Here is a 19271-nt window from a genome sequence, read left to right on the forward strand (position 1 = left end):
GCCTCGTTATTATTCGGGTGCCTTATTGCCCGATGAAATCACCAAGTTGTCGATCAGCCGCACGTCGCCTAGGAAAGCGGCCAGACACAACGCTACTTGCTGCCCTGGTTGCCATTCAACTAGAGGCTGCAAAGTGTGCGCATCGACCACCTCGAAGTATTCCAGCCGAAACAAGGGCTCGGCTTGGATGTAAGCAGTTGCCGCTTCTTGCACCGCGGAAGGTGGAACTTGTCTCGCTTGCACCAGCCGGGCTGCTAGTTCAAGGGCTTGGTGTAAGCGGGGCGCTACCGCACGTGCCTCTGTTGAAAGCCGACGGTTGCGCGACGACATAGCCAGCCCGTCAGACTCTCGCACCGTCGGAAATGACACCAGTTTGATATCAAACGACAAGTCTGCTACCAGTTGGCGAATGATAGCCACTTGCTGCCAATCTTTCTGGCCAAAATAAGCTTGGTGCGGTCGGCTTAAGTGGAATAATTTACTCACTATCGTGGCTACTCCATTGAAATGACCGGGTCGGTGAGCCCCTTCCATCACACGTTCTAGGGCCCCAAAATCGAAGCGGAGTACGGCTGGCTGCGGATACATTTCTTCTACTGAAGGCAGGAAAAGCGCTGTACAACCAGCTGGAGCAAGCAGAGCAGTATCCTCTTCGGGTAACCGAGGATAGAGACGAAAATCTTCGGCGTTATTGAACTGCGTGGGATTCACGAAGATGCTGACTATCACTACGTCACAAGCGGCGGCGGCGGCACGCACTAGTTGTAAGTGGCCTTCATGTAAAGCGCCCATTGTTGGTACCAAGGCAATGCGTTGGCCAGCGCGGCGACAACTTTCGGCATGTGCTTGCAACGAAGCGGCCGTGTGCAGTATCTCCATAGAGGGTATTGAGCCTGCTTGGAGGGGTTCCAAGCGAGTTTGGTTGAATTTTCGCCCAAATTTGTTTAATTTTGTGCACCCCAACGCATTGCCTTTTCCTAACCCCCCTTTTCCGACCACTATGTCCTCCTCTAAGTTGAGAATCCTCTACGCGGCTACGGAAATTGATCCGTTCTTGCAAACCACCAAAGTAGCGGAGTTTTTGCGGCGACTACCGCAGGGCATGCAGGAAATGGGAATGGAAATTCGAATTTTCGTTCCTCGCTTCGGCATCATCAACGAACGCAAGAATCGCCTGCATGAGGTTGTCCGTTTGTCTGGTATCAACATCGCTGTTGGTGAAGACGAAAAGCCCCTCATCATCAAAGTGGCATCCATTCCCAATGCCAAGCTGCAAGTATACTTCATCGACAATGAAGATTACTTCCACCGCAAGTCGGTCCTCGTTGACAAGAACGATAAGTTTCATGCCGACAACGACGAGCGCGCCATCTTCTTCTGCAAAGGTGTCCTCGAGACCGTGAAGAAATTAGGCTGGGCTCCCGACGTCGTGCACTGCAACGACTGGATGACGGGCCTGATTCCGATGTACTTGAAAACGACCTATAAGAAGGATCCGATTTTCAAGGACGCCAAATCGGTGTTCACCATCTACAACAACGAGTTTGACTTCAAATTCCAGGGCGACATCATCGAAAAGGCCAAAATGCTGGATATCGATGACGATATGCTCGCCTGCTTGAAGACGGCTGACTTCGGTGGTTTCATCAAAGTAGGTATGGAATATGCCGACGCGGTGATGAAATCAGACGAAGACTTCAGCGACAACCTCAACGTGCTGTTCACGGAGTACTCGCGCAGCAAGCAACTCGGGCAAGTAGGTGCCGACGAAAACCTACTGACTTCTTACTACGCGCTCTATAATGAATTGGCCAATTAGCGCCCGCCGACTTGCTTCGGCTTCTCTGTTTTCTACACTACTCTTCGCAGCTACTGGCTGCGAAGATGCTAGTGACTTAGGCGTAGATTTGCCGGGCCCCGGCACTAGTAGCACCGAATACGAGGATTTTCCTGTTACTGCGTCTACGGTGTTGCAAGACTCGGTGGAAACGCTGAAAACCAATTCCTACCTGATAGGGCGCGTGCGTGATAATGCCTTGGGCACTACCACTGCCAATGGGTACTTCAACCTGAAGCTTTCCACCCTACCCGGCGATACCCTTCCTTCGCTAGTGGCTGGCACTGCACCCAATCCACAGCTCGACTCCGTGGTGTTGGTTATGCCGTTCGAGTCGGTATATGGATCGGCGACTACCCCATTGCGGGTTAACGTTTATCCATTGGTTAACTCGCTTGATGACCAAGGCATATACAACTCCAACTCCTCGGCGGCAGTGGATGCAGCCAACGCGCTTGGCACTGGCCTCAGTGGTCGGCTCAATGGCTCCCGGAAGTTCAATCAGCGCAAAGATCCTAGCAGCACCACCGATACCTCTACGTTCAAAGTAACGGTACCCGATAAAACGATTCGGCTAAAGGTAAATAGCGCGGGTTCCTCAACAGCTGTCACCGTGTTCAGTCGGCTTCTCGACAAGTCTTTCAATCAAGCTAGCTTAGATGCTGTTTGGAAGGGCTTAGCGGTACAGCCTGTGAGTGGCTTTACTAGTGCTGTTGTGGGTTTCCCAACTAATGGTTCCTCTACTAGTACCGTCTCTCGGGTGGTGTTTTACTACCATTATGCTAACAAGAAAGCCAATGGTACTTTAAAAGGTTCTTATAGCATCCCATTTGGCAACCGTTCTGCTGGATTTGGCTCCACACTAAGTGCTCCGCGCTACTTCACTGAAATTAAAACTGACCTACTTGCTCCATTTAATCGACTTCAGGGTGCTGGTGGAGCTGCGTTGGCAATACCATCTGGTGAAACTGGTGATGCGGTGTATACGCAGCTAGGCAACGGGATTGGAACCAAGCTTGAGATACCAGGTCTTGAATCCCTAAAGGCCCAAGCTCAAGTGCATGGAGGCAATGTTCCTTCTATTGCTATCAACAGAGCTGAGCTGTTGATTCCTGCTCAACCCTACACAAATCTGCTGTTCGCATCTCCTAACAGCATCTACCTTTATGAGGTAAATCAGTTTAATCAGCCTCTAAAGCGGATTTTATTGAACAGCCGGGTGGAAAGACTAGTATTGAGCGATGCTGTTAGCCAGCTGACACCTCCTATCTCATCAATCGGAAACAGCTTTGCTGGAGATCCGCCTGTCCCTACTGGCTACTATCAACAGGCTGCTCAAGCGCCGTTGTTTAGTGTGTCTGATGTTAATCGTTATTATGGAATGGTGCTGACGGGGTATGTGCAATCCTATGTTTATAACAAGCTAAGTGGTGTAGCTCCGGCAGCATTTATTCTTTCTCCTCAGCTGCGGCAGTCGGGTGCTTTAGGCTTGGAGCGGGCCGTGCTCGATGGGAAAAACATCAAGCTGCGTGTATACTACTCAAAGTTGCAGTAGATTTGCACTTAATTAATTTTCGCGTCGGAAGCCGCGGCACGGCATTTGCCTGAGCCGCGGCTTATCGATTTTTCACTGAAATCTTTTTCGCTGTCCCCTCTATTATGTGCGGAATTGTTGCTTACATCGGTTACCGGGAAGCTTGTCCCATTATCATTAAAGGTCTTCGTCGGCTTGAATACCGGGGCTACGACTCCGCAGGAGTAGCGCTACTCAACGGGGACTTGAACGTCTATAAGAAGAAAGGCAAGGTTGCAGAACTTGAAACCTTTATCAAGGAAAAGGATACGCATGCCAATGTAGGCATGGGCCATACCCGGTGGGCTACCCACGGTGAGCCGAACGACACGAATGCCCACCCTCACTATTCCACTTCCGAGCGGATAGCTATTATTCATAATGGCATTATTGAAAATTACGCGGCCCTGAAGCAGCACTTGCAGCACCAAGGTCACGTGTTTCAATCTGATACGGATACCGAAGTGTTCGTGAACCTTATTGAGGAGATTCAGCGCCAAAACCATTGCACACTAGAAGAAGCTGTGCGCTTGGCATTGCACGAGGTAGTCGGAGCGTATGCTATTGTAGTGCTCAGCCGCGACGAACCTAACCAATTGATTGCGGCTCGTAAGGGTTCGCCAATGGTGATTGGCATTGGCAAAGATGAATTTTTCATTGCCTCCGATGCTACACCAATCATCGAGTACACCAACGAAGTAGTCTATGTAAACGACTATGAGATAGCCATCATTCGCGACGGCAAGCTCGATATTCGTAGCAAAGAGGATGTGCATCAGACGCCGTACATTCAGAAGTTGGAGATGGAACTCGATAGCATCGAAAAGGGTGGCTACGAACACTTCATGCTCAAGGAAATTTTCGAGCAGCCACGTTCCATCCTCGACTCTATGCGAGGCAGATTGGAGCTTGTAGCTGGCCACTTAAATATGGGCGGTATCCGGGCGTATGAGCGTAAGTTCATGAACGCCGACCGCATCATTATTGTAGCTTGTGGCACATCGTGGCACGCTGGGCTAGTGGCAGAGTATCTACTGGAAGACTTGGCCCGCATTCCGGTGGAAGTGGAATACGCTTCAGAGTTTCGTTACCGGAATCCAGTTATTACAGAGCGCGACATCGTAATTGCAATTTCACAAAGCGGTGAAACTGCTGATACCTTGGCCGCTATTGAGCTTGCAAAAAGCAAAGGTGCCACAATTTTCGGCATTTGCAACGTAGTCGGCAGCAGTATTGCACGTGCTACTGATGCTGGCGCTTACACGCACGCTGGCCCCGAAATAGGTGTAGCTAGCACCAAGGCCTTCACCGCTCAAGTAACCGTCTTGACCATACTGGCCATGATAGTAGGACACAAGCGCGGCACACTCTCCGACACGCGTTTGCAGGAGCTGATGGTTGAGCTTGGCAGCATCCCGGCAAAGGTGGAGAAAGCTCTCCTTCTGAACGATGAAATCGAACTGATTGCCGAGACTTTCAAGGACGTTCCCAACTTCTTGTACTTGGGCCGAGGCTACAACTTCCCCGTGGCTTTAGAAGGTGCCCTCAAGCTAAAGGAGATTAGCTACATCCACGCGGAGGGCTATCCAGCCGCTGAGATGAAGCATGGCCCTATTGCTCTGATCGATGAGAATATGCCCGTAGTGGTCATTGCCACCAAGGACAGTTCTTACGAGAAAGTAGTAAGCAATATCCAGGAGGTGAAAGCCCGTAAAGGTCGCATTATAGCAGTAGTAACAGAAGGCGACCAAGTTATTCCACAGATGGCTGAATTTGTTATAGAAGTTCCTGCCACCTCCGAAGTGCTTGTACCGCTAGTATCTGTGATACCCTTGCAGTTGCTTTCTTATCACATAGCAGTACTGCGTGGGTGCAACGTAGACCAGCCTCGTAACTTGGCTAAGTCAGTAACAGTGGAGTAATAGCTTGATTTATTTCTTATAAAAAGCAGCGCTATGTTTACATGGCGCTGCTTTTTTGCTTATTCTGTTTACTGCTACCAGCTTGATTCATCGAGTCGAGCTTCGTTGATAATGCAGAAATTCTTTGGCAGGCTGTATTACATATAGATGGCTTTGCTATTAAGCGGGGCATTTAGCCTTTTTTCTTGCTATGTTGGTGCGCTTTTCTTTCAGCTAATGACTTTATAGGCGAACGATGTCAGAAAGCATGGGGATGAGAGCTAGCTAAGTTATATATGCAGTGGACAGGACAGATGCTACACTGTTATGTCAGAGTATAGCCATCCTGATGCTTTGTTTCTTACAACTACGATAACAATGGGTATATCCTCGTTTGCTTTTTGCTGCTAGCACTATTGGTTATCTCTAAAGCATATGCTGGTTTCAATAACCCAAGTATTATTGTTCAGGTTGGCACTGCACTAAGATACCGGACACTCAAGTCTTACAGCAAATGTGTGTTTGTTGAAAGACTCGAAGTGCATTGTATGTTTACCTTATGCTCAAACAACGTATTCTCTGGCTTGCTGCATTATTACGTCTTAGCTTATACATATTTCTATATTTTTCCATGGGCATTGCCAGAAGCGGCACGGGGCTTATTGGTAAACGGTATGGTGAAGAAGAATTTTATTTTAAATCGATAGATAATTTAATTAAATACGGTCAATACAATTACGAATTAAATTATTTACCTGGCTACGCTGGTCGTATGCCTGGATATGGTGTAATATATGGTCTAGCAAAAATAATATTACCCAACAACCAGCAATATGTTTATAATGCAGTAATAGCCACACAAATACTACTTGGATTAGTAGCGTTATTTTATTTATCTAAAGTAACTCTCATTCTAACGAACAAAATAGCTCTTGCCTATACTGCTGCTTTTCTATACGCTCTAAGTCCTTATAGCATTCAAAATGACCTGTTCGTTTTCACGGAAAGTTTCGCTTCAAGTGCTCTTATTATTAGTTTGTACTATTTTTTAACAGCGCTTAAAGCTAGTCGATTATCTTACTACTTTATAGCTGGCTGCTGGTTATCCTGGGTGGTCTTTTTACGACCATTTATGCTACCCTTTTTTGGTTTCTGGATACTAGCATACGCTTATTATCACCGAAAAATAGTATTTGTGCAAATACGCCAAACCAGTTATGCAATTACACTGTTGTTGTTACCATTCATAATCCCAGACGCTTTATGGACAGCTCGCAACTGGTTTATCTACAAGCGCTTTATTCCTTTGCAAACAGAATATGCAGGAATGCAGTATTCTGATCTGCATTTAGAGACTCGGAGTTATGTGGCAGCGATGGGAGAAGAGCCCGTGTTATGGAGTACTACTTCGCTTATAGCATGGCTTACAAGATCCACACCTCCTGCTCGAACTAGCCCTCAACCATGGCAACTCACTACAATTGCTACATATGATTCGTTGGTATGGCTACGAAATCAAATACTGATTTCTAGTAATGACTCAATGCCTGCTTTAGTGCGTGCTGCTAGTGAGAAACGAGCAGTGTCCGCGCTTCGACGATACCATAATGCGTTTATTAAAGAGCATCCTCTAAGATATTACCTACTCACTCCGCTACGGTTAACCTATTACTTAGCTTTACCAGATAATGGAGCTTCTGTTTTTGCTTGGCCTTTCAATGAATTATCTATATGGCAAAAAGCCATTAGGTTATTTTTCACAGCATGGCATTGGTTTTGGACTGGTATTGGTTTATTCAGCTTTTTAATTTGGCCACGCAAGTTTAATATTGTCCTGCTTTTAATTCGTCTTGCTCCCATATACTGCATTTTGTTATTTGTAGTAGTACTTCACCATGTAGAGCAACGATATTTTTTTCTAGTTTATCCCTTAACATTAGTAAGTGCTATACACGGGATATTCTGGTTATGGACTTCGTGGCGAAGATTATTAAGATTTTAGAGAGGTTACAACACAAATTGGCTGTCTCTTAAATACATAGCTTTGAGCAAGGCACAAGCTTTATAACGCTCCTCATGTGTGTCTAGCCACAAAGCTTCTAGGGTTTCGTAGACTCGTGCTACCCCGATCTGATTGGCCCATTCGAAAGGACCACGGGGATGTGCGGAGCCTAACTGCAGAGTAGCATCCAAGCTGTGAGCAGAGGCAGCACCCTCTTGTAGCGCGTAGCAGGCTTCGTTGATTAGCAGGCACACCATGCGAGGCGTAACCAGCCCTACCCGATCTGGTACGGTGCAGTATGTGGTGCCAAGTTGAGTACAGGTACTGGCTAATAACGAGGCATCTTCGGGGCGGTAGAGGCTAGTTTCCAGTACCTCTCTATCAAGCAAAGTAGGGAAAGCACAGACGCCAAACACGGGGCCTAAGGGAGGGGCCTCCTTGTGAAAAAGCGCAGCCAAAGAAGTGCGGGACGTATCGTAGAAGAGCGGCTGGCGCGGAAGTTCGTAGTGTAGTTCGGGCCACGGGCGGAGGTCGAAGCCTACGTCGGCGGCGCTGAGACGGGTGCGCAGGTCGGGAGCAGCGGCGGGACAGAAGTCGTAGGTGTGGCTGGCGCCGAATTTACGGCGCAGTTCCGCTTCTATGTGGGTGCCTTCCACGATGAGTAAGTGCATAATTTTCCTCTTACTTTAGCCCGAAGACAGATTTATCGTTCATTTTTTCACGCTGACTGCATGGCCAATACCATTGTTTTTTCCAACCAGGCTCCTGCTCCTATCGGGCCTTATAGCCAAGCTGTGCAAGCAGGCAACACGGTATACGTCTCCGGTCAAATTGCCCTCGACGCCCAATCTGGGCAGCTAGTTGGCAACGGCGACGTGGTAGAGGAAACTCACCAAGTGATGCGCAATTTGCAAGCAGTGCTTGAGGCCGCAGGCCTTACCCTGCGCGATGTGGTGAAGTGCAGCATCTTCGTAAAAGACCTCGGCAACTTCAACCTCATCAACGAAATATACGGTAGTTATTTCACCGCCGACTACGCTCCGGCACGCGAAACGGTGGAAGTGAGTCGTTTACCGAAGGACGTGCAAGTGGAAATTTCCTGCATAGCGGTAAAGCAGTAGCCGAGGGATTCTGTGAGCCCGTGGGGTTGCATTCTGTTGGAGCAAGTTGCTTCTCTGGAATACCGACTTCACGGGCCCACTACTTCATAAAGTCACTACATCATTATTTACCTATTATGAAAGAGCTTGGACTTGGGTTGTTTATACTAGGGCTCCTATCGTTGGTGCTGCCTTTTTTGGGCATGAAGTCGATGCTCCTGACTTGGATAGAGCAGTGGGGCGTTACTACCGCCTGGCTTATTCGTGGAGGCATCACGCTACTGGGGTTAATATTATGGCTCAGTTTCCGTAACCGTGATTAGATGCGCCCTTCTTCCCGTAAGGCAAGCAAGCCATTAACCAAGCCCGCATTTTTTCCGGCTGAAAACGTACTGGACCGAGCGTTGCCCCCAAGTATGGTTGGGCAGCAAGAGTTCGAGCAGTACCGATTCAGCAATTTCGATTTCACCCGCGCCGACATATCGGGGCGGCGCTTCACCGACTGCCTGTTCGAGAACTGCAACTTCGCTGGCACCAGCCTCAGCCATGTGGCCCTGCAAAACGTGGCATTCGAAGGCTGCAAGCTACTAGGGCTGCAGTTTCACGCGTGTCGCGATATGCTATTTGGCGTTCATTTCGATCAGTGCCAACTCGATTATGCCTCCTTTCAGGGCAAAGCCATGCCCAATACACGCTTCGTTAACTGTTCTCTACGCGAAGCAGATTTCACACAAGCTGATTTAACCAACGCGGTTTTTCAGGAATGCGGTCTGCTAGGTGCGGTATTCAATGCCACCAAGCTCAACGGTGTTGATTTCGTTACGGCTCATGATGTGGTATTGGATCCGGAGCTCAATCAGGTGCGCCAGGCTCGGTTTGCGGCGCACAGTTTGCCAGGGCTGCTCACCAAATACGAGCTCGTTATAAGCAGGTAAACAGGTAGCACTAGCCAAACCCCTTGGCGGATGGATTTCTGGTTAGCCGGTCTTCTCCGTTCACACGTAGGATGTCGTACCTTTGCGGCGCGTTTCTCCATCCCGGAGACACTGCGAACTGACTGACTTATGGAAAGAGAAGTACGGGTGCGCTTTGCACCTAGCCCTACGGGGCCGCTACACATTGGCGGCGTGCGCACCGCACTGTATAACTTCCTGCTGGCTCGCAAGCTAGGAGGCAAAATGCTGCTCCGCATCGAGGATACCGACCAGAACCGCTTTGTGCCCGGCGCCGAGCAGTACATCATGGATGCGTTGCGCTGGTGTGGCATCGTGATTGACGAAGGAATCGAGGAAGGTGGCCCCCACGCTCCGTACCGGCAGAGCGAGCGGAAGCCTATGTACCGCCAGTACGCGCAGCAGCTCATCGAGAGCGGGCACGCCTACTATGCCTTCGATACGCCCGAGGAACTGGATGCCATGCGGGCCCGCCTCACGGCCGCTAAGGTGCCTAATCCACAGTACAACAGCATTACGCGCACCCAGATGCGCAACTCGCTCACGCTGCCCGAAGACGAGGTGAAGCAGCTGCTTGACAACGAGGCGCCCTACGTAATTCGCTTGAAAGTGCCCCGCAAAGAAGAAATCCGCTTCAACGACCTTATCCGGGGTTGGGTAGTGGTGCATTCTTCGGCCGTAGATGATAAAGTCCTGATGAAGTCGGACGGTATGCCGACTTACCACCTGGCCAACATCGTAGACGACCACCTCATGGAAATCACCCACGTGATTCGGGGTGAGGAGTGGCTGCCTTCGGCGCCGCTGCACGTGCTGCTCTACCGTTATTTAGGCTGGGAAGCTACCATGCCACAGTTTGCTCACTTGCCCCTGCTGCTCAAGCCCGACGGCACGGGCAAGCTCAGCAAGCGCGACGGCGACAAGCTCGGCTTCCCAGTGTTCCCCCTGGAATGGCACGGCACCGACGCCGAATCCGGCCAGCCCACCGTCAGCAGTGGCTACCGCGAAAGTGGTTACTTGCCCGAGGCCTTTATCAACTTCCTTGCTTTCCTAGGCTGGAACCCAGGTACGCAGCAGGAGCTATTTACGATGGACGAGCTGATCGAGAACTTCTCGATTGAGCGGGTAAGCAAGTCGCCCGCCCGCTTCGACCAGAACAAGGTTCGCTGGTACAACGAGCAGTATCTGCGCGCCAAGCCCGACACCGAGTTGGCTGGCTACCTATTGGAGTCGTTGCAAGCGCAAGGCATCAGCTGCCCGACCGATAAAGCCGAGCAGATTGCAGCTCTGGTAAAAGAGCGCGCGACTTTCCCTGCCGACTTGGCTCGCGAGGCTCAACTGTTTTTCCACCGCCCTACTAGCTACGACGAGCAGGTAATCAGCAAGAAGTGGAACGCACAGGTTGCCGGTGCCTTGGCGGCCTACGCTCAGGAGCTTCCATCTGCTGCCGATACCTCACCCGAGGGGTTGAAGGCCCTGCTTACGCAAGTGGTGGAAAGCCAAGGCATGAAGATTGGCCAAGTGCTACAAGTTTTGCGCGTGGCAGTAACAGGTATCACTGCCGGCCCCGACCTGATGGCTGTAATGAGTATTCTAGGAGCCCAGGAAACTGCTGAACGCATTGAAGCCGCTGTTAGTCAGCTGGTGGCCAGCTGAGCACCTGCAGCGTTAGGCGGAATTATATGTATAGGAAAAGCGCCCGGCAGTAGTGCTGGGCGCTTTTGCATTCTACCCGTTGCTACAGCAAGGTTGAAGTCGTTGGTGAAGTGTAGAGCTAGTTTTTAAAGAATGGACATCGAGCTAGTTAACACCAAGACAACCATCGCCTTGTCGTGCGGAAGCCGTTGCTTGGCGGTCGAACCTAATTTTCACGTATCCGCTATGGGCGTCGCGCCGTACTGATTGATATAGAGCGGCCTCGCAATGACAGAGAGGTCGTTTGGGAACCGTAACCACGCAGGACATCATGGCGAAGAAACCCGTTAATAAGAAAAGTAAAAACGACCCTGACAAGAAAGCTCGGGTGCATAAAGAGCTGGAAGGGTTTGAAATCAAGATAAATCCGCTAGGCGAAATCACCTCCAACTATTCTATCGAGGACATCAACACGTTCCTGAACCGCCACGTGCGCGACAAGAAACTAGTGAACCGCGACGGGCAGTTTGGAGAGAAAGACGACGAGGAATTTCCGCTCGAAGAAGGCGCGCAGGAGCCCGAAGAGTCGGACGAGGATTTCATGCGTCGTACTAGCCGCGAAACCAAAAAAAAAGGCCCGAAAGACGACCCGGATGCCGCTGCTGAAGCCGCCGATACCCGCGCCGAGCTACCCGACGACGTATAGACGAAACGAAGTGCGGTAGCGAAGAGCAACGCAATAAGCCCCTCGTGCAGTCGCTAGGGGCTTATTGCTGTTTTAGGCTTTACACTGGTACGCAAAAGATCTTCGCGCTACTTATGCTAGGAGCTTGGTTTGAAATGCAGTGCTTTTACTATACTTGAAGCGGTATTTCCACCTTAACTCCTTCCACTCATGCAGTCCCACGACGTTGATTACAAAATTCTTGGTGATGACATTCAAGTTCTAGAGGTCGAGCTAGACCCCAACGAGACCGTAATTGCCGAAGCTGGCGCCATGGTGTATATGGAGGAAGCCATTGCCTTCGAAACCAAAATGGGGGACGGCTCGGAGCCCGACCAAAGCTTGATGAGCAAGCTGTTTTCGGCGGGTACGCGGCTTATCACGGGCGAGTCGTTGTTTATGACGCACTTCACGCACCGCGGTAGTTATGGCAAGAGCCGGGTGGCGTTTTCGGCGCCGTATCCGGGCACTATTATTCCGCTGGAGCTGCGGACCTTGCCGCAAGGCCTGATTGTGCAGAAGGACGGCTTTTTAGCGGCAGCACGGGGCACCAAAATCAACATCCACTTCAACCAAAAGTTGGGGGCAGGCTTTTTCGGTGGGGAAGGATTTATTCTGCAAAAAATAACCGGCGACGGCCGAGCTTTTATTCACGCGGGCGGCACGGTTATCGAAAAGCAACTCAACAACGAATTGCTCCGGGTAGATACCGGCTGCGTAGTAGCGTTTGAGCCAAGCATCGACTTCAACATCACCCGGGCCGGGGGCTTGAAGTCCATGATTTTCGGGGGGGAAGGCCTCCTGCTGGCTACGCTCCGCGGCACGGGTCGGGTGTGGCTACAATCGATGCCCGTGAAGAAACTAATTCAGGCGCTGGCTCCGGCCGGTGGCAATGCCCGCAAAGAAAGCGGCAGTGTACTAGGCAATTTGGGCGGCCTCTTCGACGAGTAAGCTGCTATGCCTAGGACTGCAGCTTGCTGGAGTTCATACGTCCTTGCTATCTGCCCTGCAGATTGATATGGATGAGTTGCGTGCCGCGTAGTTTACCTTGGTCGTAATGCTCTACTGCTGTTTGGTACCCTTGCGCATCAAACACCTTCCATTCGCCAAACCAGAAGAAATGAATACCGTCAGGCTCGTCTAGAATACGAGCCTGACCTTGGCGCTTTTTCTTGCCCCCAGCTTGGTACTCGGTGATGGAGATGAGGCCGTACGGCTTACGGGCAAATTTTTCGGCGCGCTCTAGTGTACCATCGGGGGCGTAGTAGCGCCAACGTCCGGCGTAGCGCCCATGGCGGAAGCGACCCAATGCCATCGGCTGGTGCTTCGCGTCATCGTAGTAAGTTGGCCAAGGCCCATGCTGACGCAATTCTTTGTCGTAACGCTGCTGCGACCAGAAACCGATAGGCCCGTGCTTAGCAGTTGCACAAGAACCTAACGGAAGTGCCAAGGCAAGTATGTAAGGAGCAAAACGCATCAGTGAAAGAGGCAAGTGTACGTACTATCGGCTTCGGTTGAAGCTATATGTGCTGTACTTCAATATACGGCCCCTTCCGAAATTCGCGCACTTTTACCTGAAGCCGAAACGGCTCTTTTCTTCTTATAAGAGACTCCCTATCAGATAATTTAACTTACCAGTGCAGCAACGACGCGGCCGGGGCAGTGGTATTAGCAAGGGCCGCAGGCTCCGAGCTAACTAGGCTCGACGCAATGATGCCTAAACTTACGATCAGCGCTAGCATAAGCAAGCCCAACACCCCTATCATAAACCGAGAGGCCAGAGGGGAATTTTCGTTGGATAACAGGCGGCGCTTCCGGCGGGAAACGTAGGGGCGAGAACGAGAGGAGGCAATAGCGGACACGGAGGAACACAAAGAGCGTCGAACAATCCACTAATATAAACTTAATTATTAAATAACATAGAAGCCCGTTCTTCCATTTGCATTCCCCTTACGGAGATATTGCAAGTTCTACGAGGCAGCCAATATTTCCTCTAGCATTTCGCGTGAGTTGCTGAGACGCGGCACTTTATGTTGCCCGCCAAGCTTGCCGTGCTGTGCCAGCCAACGCTCAAATTGCCCTGGCTTAGCTACGGTAAGTACCGGAGACACCAAGGCTATATCACGATGCCGTTTAGCATCGTAGTCAGAATTAAGTTGGCGCAAAGTAGTATCGAGTACCGCGGTGAAACGTTCGGTATCCTGCGGCGGAGTGAGGAATTCTATCAGCCATTGATGGCCACCCCGGGAGCCGTCGGCCGCCCCGGCAAAGTAAACCGGAGCTGCGGTGAAGTCGCGGACGGTGGTATTGGTGGCTTGGCACGCTGCTGCTATTGCCGCCTCGGCATTCTCGACTACTACCTCTTCGCCGAAGGCATTAAGGAAATGCTTGGTGCGGCCCGTAATCCGAATACGGTAGGGCGCTAAGCAAGTGAAGCGCACAGTATCCCCAATCTTATAGCGCCACAAGCCCGCATTGCTGCTCATGATAAGGGCGTAGCTTTTGCCTAGCTCCACCTCTTCCAGTAGCACAGTACGGGGCTCGGGGGCATCCCACTGATCGGCGGGGAGAAACTCGTAGTAGATACCGTGGTTGAGCAGCAGCAACAGATCCTCGGAATCGGGCTCGTCTTGCAATGCAATGTATCCTTCCGAAGCGTTGTAGACCTCCTGGTAATGCATTTGACTGGTAGGAATCAACTGCCGAAACAGCTTCCGGTACGGCCCAAATGCCACGGCTCCGTGCAGAAACAAACTCAGGTTAGGCCATACTTCGGTGATATTGTCGGTACCGGCTAGCTCCAATACCCGGCGCAGCAACACAATCATCCAGGTGGGCACCCCGGCTAGCACGCGGACATCGGCCTGTAGTACATGGTGGGCAATACGCTCTATCTTCTCTTCCCACTCATCGAGCAGCGCCAACTCCAACGGCGGCGTCCTGACGTGTTCGGCCCAACCCGGTAAATTCTGCATGATAACGGCCGATACGTCGCCGGCCCTGGAGGCAGAATCTTGAGGCCGCATGGGGTTAGGACCGTGCGTTCCCCCAAGCGACAAAGTTTTGCCGCTAAATACCTGCGCCTCGGGATAGTGAAGGGTGGCCAGCGCCGTCATGTCGCGGCCGGCGCGGTAGTGGCAGTCTTGCAAGGCCTCGTGCGTGACTGGAATGTACTTGCTGCGGGCGTTGGTGGTTCCGCTGCTTTTAGCAAACCACTGAACCTGACCGGGCCACAGTACATTCCGTTCGCCGCGCAGTACGCGCTCCAGCATGGGGTATAGTTCCTCGTAGCTGCTTATCGGTACGCGTTGCGCAAATTCTCGGCCCGATAGGTTATCGGCGTAACCGTATTGGCGGCCCCACTCCGTGTTTTTGGCGGTGTGCTGCAAGCTACGCAGCACTTCCTGCTGCACTTCGTGCGGGTGCTGCTGAAAGTGCTTGATATCCGCTAAACGCCGCTGAACGGCCCACGTGAGGATGGTATTTAACACAGAGCTGGAAATGATGGGAAGGCCAAGGAGCGCGCAAGTTGCGTTTTGTACCGCAGCTTGCAGAGGAATGTTGCCGGAAAAGACGAGCCGACAAAAAACCAGCCTTCAGGAACGTCAAGATGCGCCTAAAATCCCCGCTTTGGAACTAACGCAATGCCGACTCATGCCACAGCTTACATCTGGTAGGTTCAGGGCCTGCCAGCTACGCCTATATCTTCCGCTTTAGCTCGAAGTGCTTACCTAAGTACACCCGGCGCACCATTTCGTCAGCAGCCAGTTCTTCGGCGGTACCCGCTTTCAGCAGCTTGCCTTCAAAAAGCAAGTAAGCTCGGTCCACGATGCTAAGCGTCTCGTTCACGTTGTGGTCGGTGATGAGAATGCCGATGTTCTTGTGCTTGAGCTTGGCCACGATGCCCTGAATTTCTTCTACGGCAATGGGGTCAACGCCGGCAAAAGGCTCATCGAGTAGCACAAACTTAGGGTCGACGGCCAGGGCACGAGCTATTTCGGTGCGCCGCCGCTCGCCGCCGCTCAGTACCCGGCCGAGGTTTTTGCGCACATGCGTAAGGCTAAACTCGTTAAGCAGTTCTTCTACTTTGTCGCGCTGCGCCTGCTTGGGCAGTTCGGTCATTTCGAGCACCGAGAGGATGTTTTCCTCTACGCTCAAATCCCGAAATACCGAAGCTTCCTGCGCCAAGTAGCCAATGCCCAGGCGGGCACGTTGGTAAATAGGCAGCTTCGTGATTTCACGGTCGTCGAGGTAGATGCGGCCGGAATTGGGCTTGACCATGCCCACGGTCATGTAAAAAGAGGTGGTTTTACCGGCCCCATTGGGTCCCAGCAACCCCACAATTTCGCCTTGCTCCACCGTCAACGACATGTCGTTGACTACGGTGCGGGCTTTGTATTTCTTAACTAGGTTATCGGCTCGAAGAATCATGCGGGGCAAAGGTAACGGAAGGCACGAGGATGGCAGCTACTGCTACGCTAACGGCATTGCAGCTAGCCTAGTACAACGGAGTTGCTGGCTATATCTTACTTACTGAATTTCAATTCCTAAGCCTTAGCAAGACCACGGAGTTGGGTATATGCTAGACAACCTGCTACCCGACTCCAGTTCAAGCCGCTACAAATTAAACGCAGTAGCTAAGCTGCTCTGCCCTGAATCCGGTGCAACTTAGAGCAGCAACTTTCTGCTTGAACCTTGCCTCTCTCCTATTAGCAATTCATGTATGCCTTTGCTACGCCGATTTAGTGTTTACCTAGTAGCGCTGCTCTTCGTGGGGGCTGGCGTTTTGCATTTTGTAGCGCCAGAACCCTATGTGCGCATTATGCCACCCTATCTGCCGGCACCTCTGCTGCTCGTATACGTAAGCGGGGCGGCCGAAATAGTAGGAGGTTTAGGAATGCTGTTGCCAGCTACACGTCAGGCTGCAGGCTGGGGGTTGATTGCATTATTGTTCGCCGTATTTCCGGCAAATATATACATGCTCCAAACGCACGGGGCTGGTTTTCCGGTACCAATGTGGGCGCTGTGGCTGCGGTTGCCATTGCAACTCGTGCTAGTTGCTTGGGTGTGGTGGAGTAGCCGGGTCAGGCCCGGAGAAATAAAGATAGGATAATCCGTAGCTCTACCGTGTGGCTTTATTTTTGAACGATTATATATCCTTATAACACCCCCAAATCGATTCGTTTGTGCAGCAAAGAAATTTACTGATAACTGCTTTACTACTGTTTCCGATTAGCGTTTCGGCGCAACTTATTACCGACGCTACCAAGGCTACTGCTGCTCGTGATTCACTTTTCAGCCAAGTGGCTATAGCTCGTCAGCAGATCGAGCAGAAAACAAGAGTTGTTATTACCAAAGCAAATCGGGCAGCAGCCCGCCGCATCACTGTTAAGAGCTATTATGTAGTTCCGTTCTCGCCTATTCGAACTTCGATTACAAAATTTGCGCCGGCTTGGGAGCACAAAATAGTGCATCGCCACAATGGCTCAAGTAGGGAACTGTTCACGGCCTATCTTCCAAATGGGAAGAAGACGATTCAAGAACGTCGGCAAAACGGCGAGGTAACCTGGTTATGGCTGCAGAACTACAAAGAAGTCAACCTAATCGTGCAGCCAACCCGTGAACTTAGCGGTACTTATGTCGATAAGCGTTACCTGCGATGGGGCGGCAAGAACTATATGTTACCTACGCGGCTTCCAACGCCCTAACCCCAGTTGCAGGGCTAGCTCGCCAAACTGCTGCTTTGCTACTCCCAGCGAATATCTTTTACGCGCAGCTGCAAGGTTTTGACTCCGCGGTACTCGTTGATTTCTACAGTGTAGCATACGCTGAACGGCTCCCCCTCCAGAATGCGCGGCAGATGCTCCGCTAAGCCGAAGCCAATGGCGTCGAGCACGTGGTGGCCGTCTTGGGTGAGGGCCAGCTTGAGGTGCGACTGACCAACCACGCGAGCCGAACTAGGGGCGGCATACACGTTGCGAGCCATAAAGGTCGGATTGGTGTTGCCGGGCCCAAAGGGCTCCATCTGGCGGAGCAAGTTGTAGAAGCCGTTGGTGACTTCGCTCAGCTCCATTTCGGTGTCAATATCCACCGGCGGAATCATCTGCTCGGGCAGGATGCGGCCCGCCACCACCCGCTCGAACTTGGCCCGGAAAGCGGGCAGGTTCTCGACCGGAAGCGTGAGCCCTGCGGCGTACATGTGCCCACCGTATTGGTCGAGCAGATCGGCGCACTCCTCTATGGCTTGGTGCACATCAAAGCCGGCCACCGAGCGAGCCGAGCCGGTAGCTTTGCCGTTGCTGTGCGTAAGAATGATGGTGGGGCGGTAGTACTTGTCGAGGCAGCGCGAAGCCACTATGCCGACCACTCCTTTGTGCCAGTCTTCCTTGTAGAGCACCGTGGTATGAGCATCCTGGAAGAGGGCATCTGCCTCAATCATATCCAAGGCTTCCTTGGTGATGCTTGTGTCAAAGCCCCGGCGCTCCTGGTTGGTTTTGTCGACTACCGATGCTTTTTCGAACGCCTCTTCTTTGCTGGAAGCCAGCAGCATGGCCACTGACCGCTTGGCGTCGCCCATACGGCCAGCCGCGTTGATGCGCGGCGAAAAGCCGAAAACTAGGCTGCTGATGTTAAGCTCGGTGGTTTGCAGGCCAGCCAGTTCGCGCAACGCATCCAGACCGGGACGTTGAGGCCGAGTAAAGTCGTTGAGCAGGCGCAGGCCGTGGTAGGCGAGCGTCCGGTTTTCGCCTATGATGGGCACAATATCCGCCGCGATACTAACGGCTACCAAGTCGAGCAGATCGTAAAGTGGCTCCTCATCAAGACCCTGATCTTCGGTGAAAGCCTGCATCAGCTTGAACCCAACCCCGCACCCCGACAACTCCTTGAACGGATAGGCGCAGCCCGGACGCTTGGGGTCGAGCACGGCTACCGCATCGGGTAGCTCGGTGCCCGGCAAGTGGTGGTCACAGATGATGAAGTCGACACCTCGCTCGTTGGCGTACACCACCTTGTCCACGGATTTCACGCCGCAGTCGAGCGCAATGATGAGGGCAAAGCCATTGGCAGCCGCAAAGTCGATACCGGCCTCCGACACCCCGTAGCCCTCTTTATAGCGGTCGGGTATGTAGTAGTCGATTCGCTCGGGGCCAAAGAAGCGGCGCAGGTAGCTGTATACCACTGCTACGGAAGTGGTGCCATCCACGTCGTAGTCGCCGAATACAAGCACTTTCTGGCCGCTGTGTAGGGCCTCGGTGAGACGGGCTACCGCGCGGTCCATGTCGCGCATCAGCAAAGGGCTGGGTAGTTCCCGCAGGTTTGGTCGGAAATACGCTCGGGCCTCCTCAAAAGTGCATATATCGCGCTGGCAAAGCAGCGCTACAATGGTTTCCTTCACGCGCAACGCGTCAGCCAGAAACTGAACCTTCTCAGTATCGGGCGCAGGTTTGCGAATCCATCGTTTTTCCATGAGTACAGGCAGGAGGCCGGGGCAGTATTATCTTCAAAAGTACGAAGAAAACCCCGCCCGCCTAGTTGTTAGCTGCCC

General features: G+C 51.9%; 17 protein-coding genes. 11 read left to right on the top strand and 6 right to left on the bottom strand.

The window, feature by feature from the left end; all coding sequences use genetic code 11:
• Positions 1 to 9: 9 nt before the first annotated feature.
• Positions 10 to 879 carry a pantoate--beta-alanine ligase gene (panC, locus tag P1X16_RS13445; protein ID WP_277229696.1) on the bottom strand — a complete coding sequence of 290 codons (870 nt, stop codon included), beginning with the start codon at positions 877 to 879 and terminating at the stop codon, positions 10 to 12.
• A gap of 121 nt (positions 880 to 1000) precedes the next feature.
• Here panC and P1X16_RS13450 point away from each other — a divergent pair, with 121 nt between their 5' ends.
• The 4 genes from P1X16_RS13450 (at position 1001) to P1X16_RS13465 (ending at position 7313) form a co-directional block, all read left to right on the top strand.
• On the top strand, positions 1001 to 1819 hold the full coding sequence (locus tag P1X16_RS13450) for a glycogen/starch synthase (protein ID WP_277229699.1): 819 nt from the start codon (positions 1001 to 1003) through the stop codon (positions 1817 to 1819).
• Entirely contained in the window at positions 1803 to 3392 is a 1590-nt protein-coding gene (locus tag P1X16_RS13455; protein WP_277229702.1) for a DUF4270 family protein, read from the top strand. Before P1X16_RS13450 ends, P1X16_RS13455 begins: the two co-directional genes overlap by 17 nt.
• 104 nt (positions 3393 to 3496) lie before the next feature.
• Complete coding sequence (gene glmS, locus P1X16_RS13460; RefSeq protein ID WP_277229705.1) at positions 3497 to 5332, top strand: glutamine--fructose-6-phosphate transaminase (isomerizing); 1836 nt, start codon at positions 3497 to 3499, stop codon at positions 5330 to 5332.
• A 538-nt stretch (positions 5333 to 5870) separates the two neighbouring features.
• The gene (locus tag P1X16_RS13465; RefSeq protein WP_277229708.1) at positions 5871 to 7313 is read left to right on the top strand and encodes a hypothetical protein; all 1443 of its coding nucleotides are present in this window, start codon (positions 5871 to 5873) and stop codon (positions 7311 to 7313) included.
• 5 nt (positions 7314 to 7318) lie between these two features.
• Here the strand turns inward: P1X16_RS13465 and P1X16_RS13470 are convergent, their stop codons facing one another.
• Entirely contained in the window at positions 7319 to 7984 is a 666-nt protein-coding gene (locus P1X16_RS13470) for a 3-hydroxyacyl-CoA dehydrogenase family protein (RefSeq protein WP_277229710.1), read from the bottom strand.
• 60 nt (positions 7985 to 8044) lie between these two features.
• On the opposite strand from P1X16_RS13470, the gene P1X16_RS13475 reads away from it, so the two are divergent.
• The 5 genes from P1X16_RS13475 (at position 8045) to P1X16_RS13495 (ending at position 12676) form a co-directional block, all read left to right on the top strand.
• Complete coding sequence (locus tag P1X16_RS13475; protein ID WP_277229714.1) at positions 8045 to 8434, top strand: RidA family protein; 390 nt, start codon at positions 8045 to 8047, stop codon at positions 8432 to 8434.
• A gap of 302 nt (positions 8435 to 8736) precedes the next feature.
• Positions 8737 to 9348, top strand: a complete 612-nt coding sequence (locus P1X16_RS13480) for a pentapeptide repeat-containing protein (protein ID WP_277229717.1) — start codon at positions 8737 to 8739, stop codon at positions 9346 to 9348.
• A gap of 129 nt (positions 9349 to 9477) precedes the next feature.
• On the top strand, positions 9478 to 11022 hold the full coding sequence (gene gltX, locus P1X16_RS13485) for a glutamate--tRNA ligase (RefSeq protein ID WP_277229720.1): 1545 nt from the start codon (positions 9478 to 9480) through the stop codon (positions 11020 to 11022).
• A gap of 310 nt (positions 11023 to 11332) precedes the next feature.
• On the top strand, positions 11333 to 11707 hold the full coding sequence (locus P1X16_RS13490) for a hypothetical protein (protein WP_277229722.1): 375 nt from the start codon (positions 11333 to 11335) through the stop codon (positions 11705 to 11707).
• Positions 11708 to 11896: 189 nt separating this feature from the next.
• Entirely contained in the window at positions 11897 to 12676 is a 780-nt protein-coding gene (locus P1X16_RS13495) for a TIGR00266 family protein (RefSeq protein ID WP_277229724.1), read from the top strand.
• A gap of 46 nt (positions 12677 to 12722) precedes the next feature.
• Here the strand turns inward: P1X16_RS13495 and P1X16_RS13500 are convergent, their stop codons facing one another.
• The 3 genes from P1X16_RS13500 to lptB form a co-directional block, all read right to left on the bottom strand.
• Positions 12723 to 13175, bottom strand: coding sequence for a hypothetical protein (locus tag P1X16_RS13500; protein ID WP_277229727.1), 453 nt, complete (start codon positions 13173 to 13175; stop codon positions 12723 to 12725).
• A 520-nt stretch (positions 13176 to 13695) separates the two neighbouring features.
• Positions 13696 to 15216, bottom strand: coding sequence for a GH3 auxin-responsive promoter family protein (locus tag P1X16_RS13505; protein ID WP_277229730.1), 1521 nt, complete (start codon positions 15214 to 15216; stop codon positions 13696 to 13698).
• A gap of 208 nt (positions 15217 to 15424) precedes the next feature.
• Positions 15425 to 16156, bottom strand: coding sequence for an LPS export ABC transporter ATP-binding protein (lptB, locus tag P1X16_RS13510; protein ID WP_277229733.1), 732 nt, complete (start codon positions 16154 to 16156; stop codon positions 15425 to 15427).
• A gap of 292 nt (positions 16157 to 16448) precedes the next feature.
• Between lptB and P1X16_RS13515 the strand changes: the two genes are divergently transcribed.
• Positions 16449 to 16838: a DoxX family protein gene (locus P1X16_RS13515; protein WP_277229737.1), complete on the top strand. Its 390-nt coding sequence runs from the start codon at positions 16449 to 16451 to the stop codon at positions 16836 to 16838.
• Between the two features lie 190 nt (positions 16839 to 17028).
• Positions 17029 to 17433: a hypothetical protein gene (locus P1X16_RS13520; protein ID WP_277229740.1), complete on the top strand. Its 405-nt coding sequence runs from the start codon at positions 17029 to 17031 to the stop codon at positions 17431 to 17433.
• Positions 17434 to 17471: 38 nt separating this feature from the next.
• Here the strand turns inward: P1X16_RS13520 and recJ are convergent, their stop codons facing one another.
• On the bottom strand, positions 17472 to 19193 hold the full coding sequence (gene recJ / locus P1X16_RS13525; protein ID WP_277229743.1) for a single-stranded-DNA-specific exonuclease RecJ: 1722 nt from the start codon (positions 19191 to 19193) through the stop codon (positions 17472 to 17474).
• Positions 19194 to 19271 lie beyond the last annotated feature (78 nt).

It is taken from the genome of Hymenobacter sp. YC55 (assembly GCF_029433095.1).
Lineage (GTDB): Bacteria > Bacteroidota > Bacteroidia > Cytophagales > Hymenobacteraceae > Hymenobacter.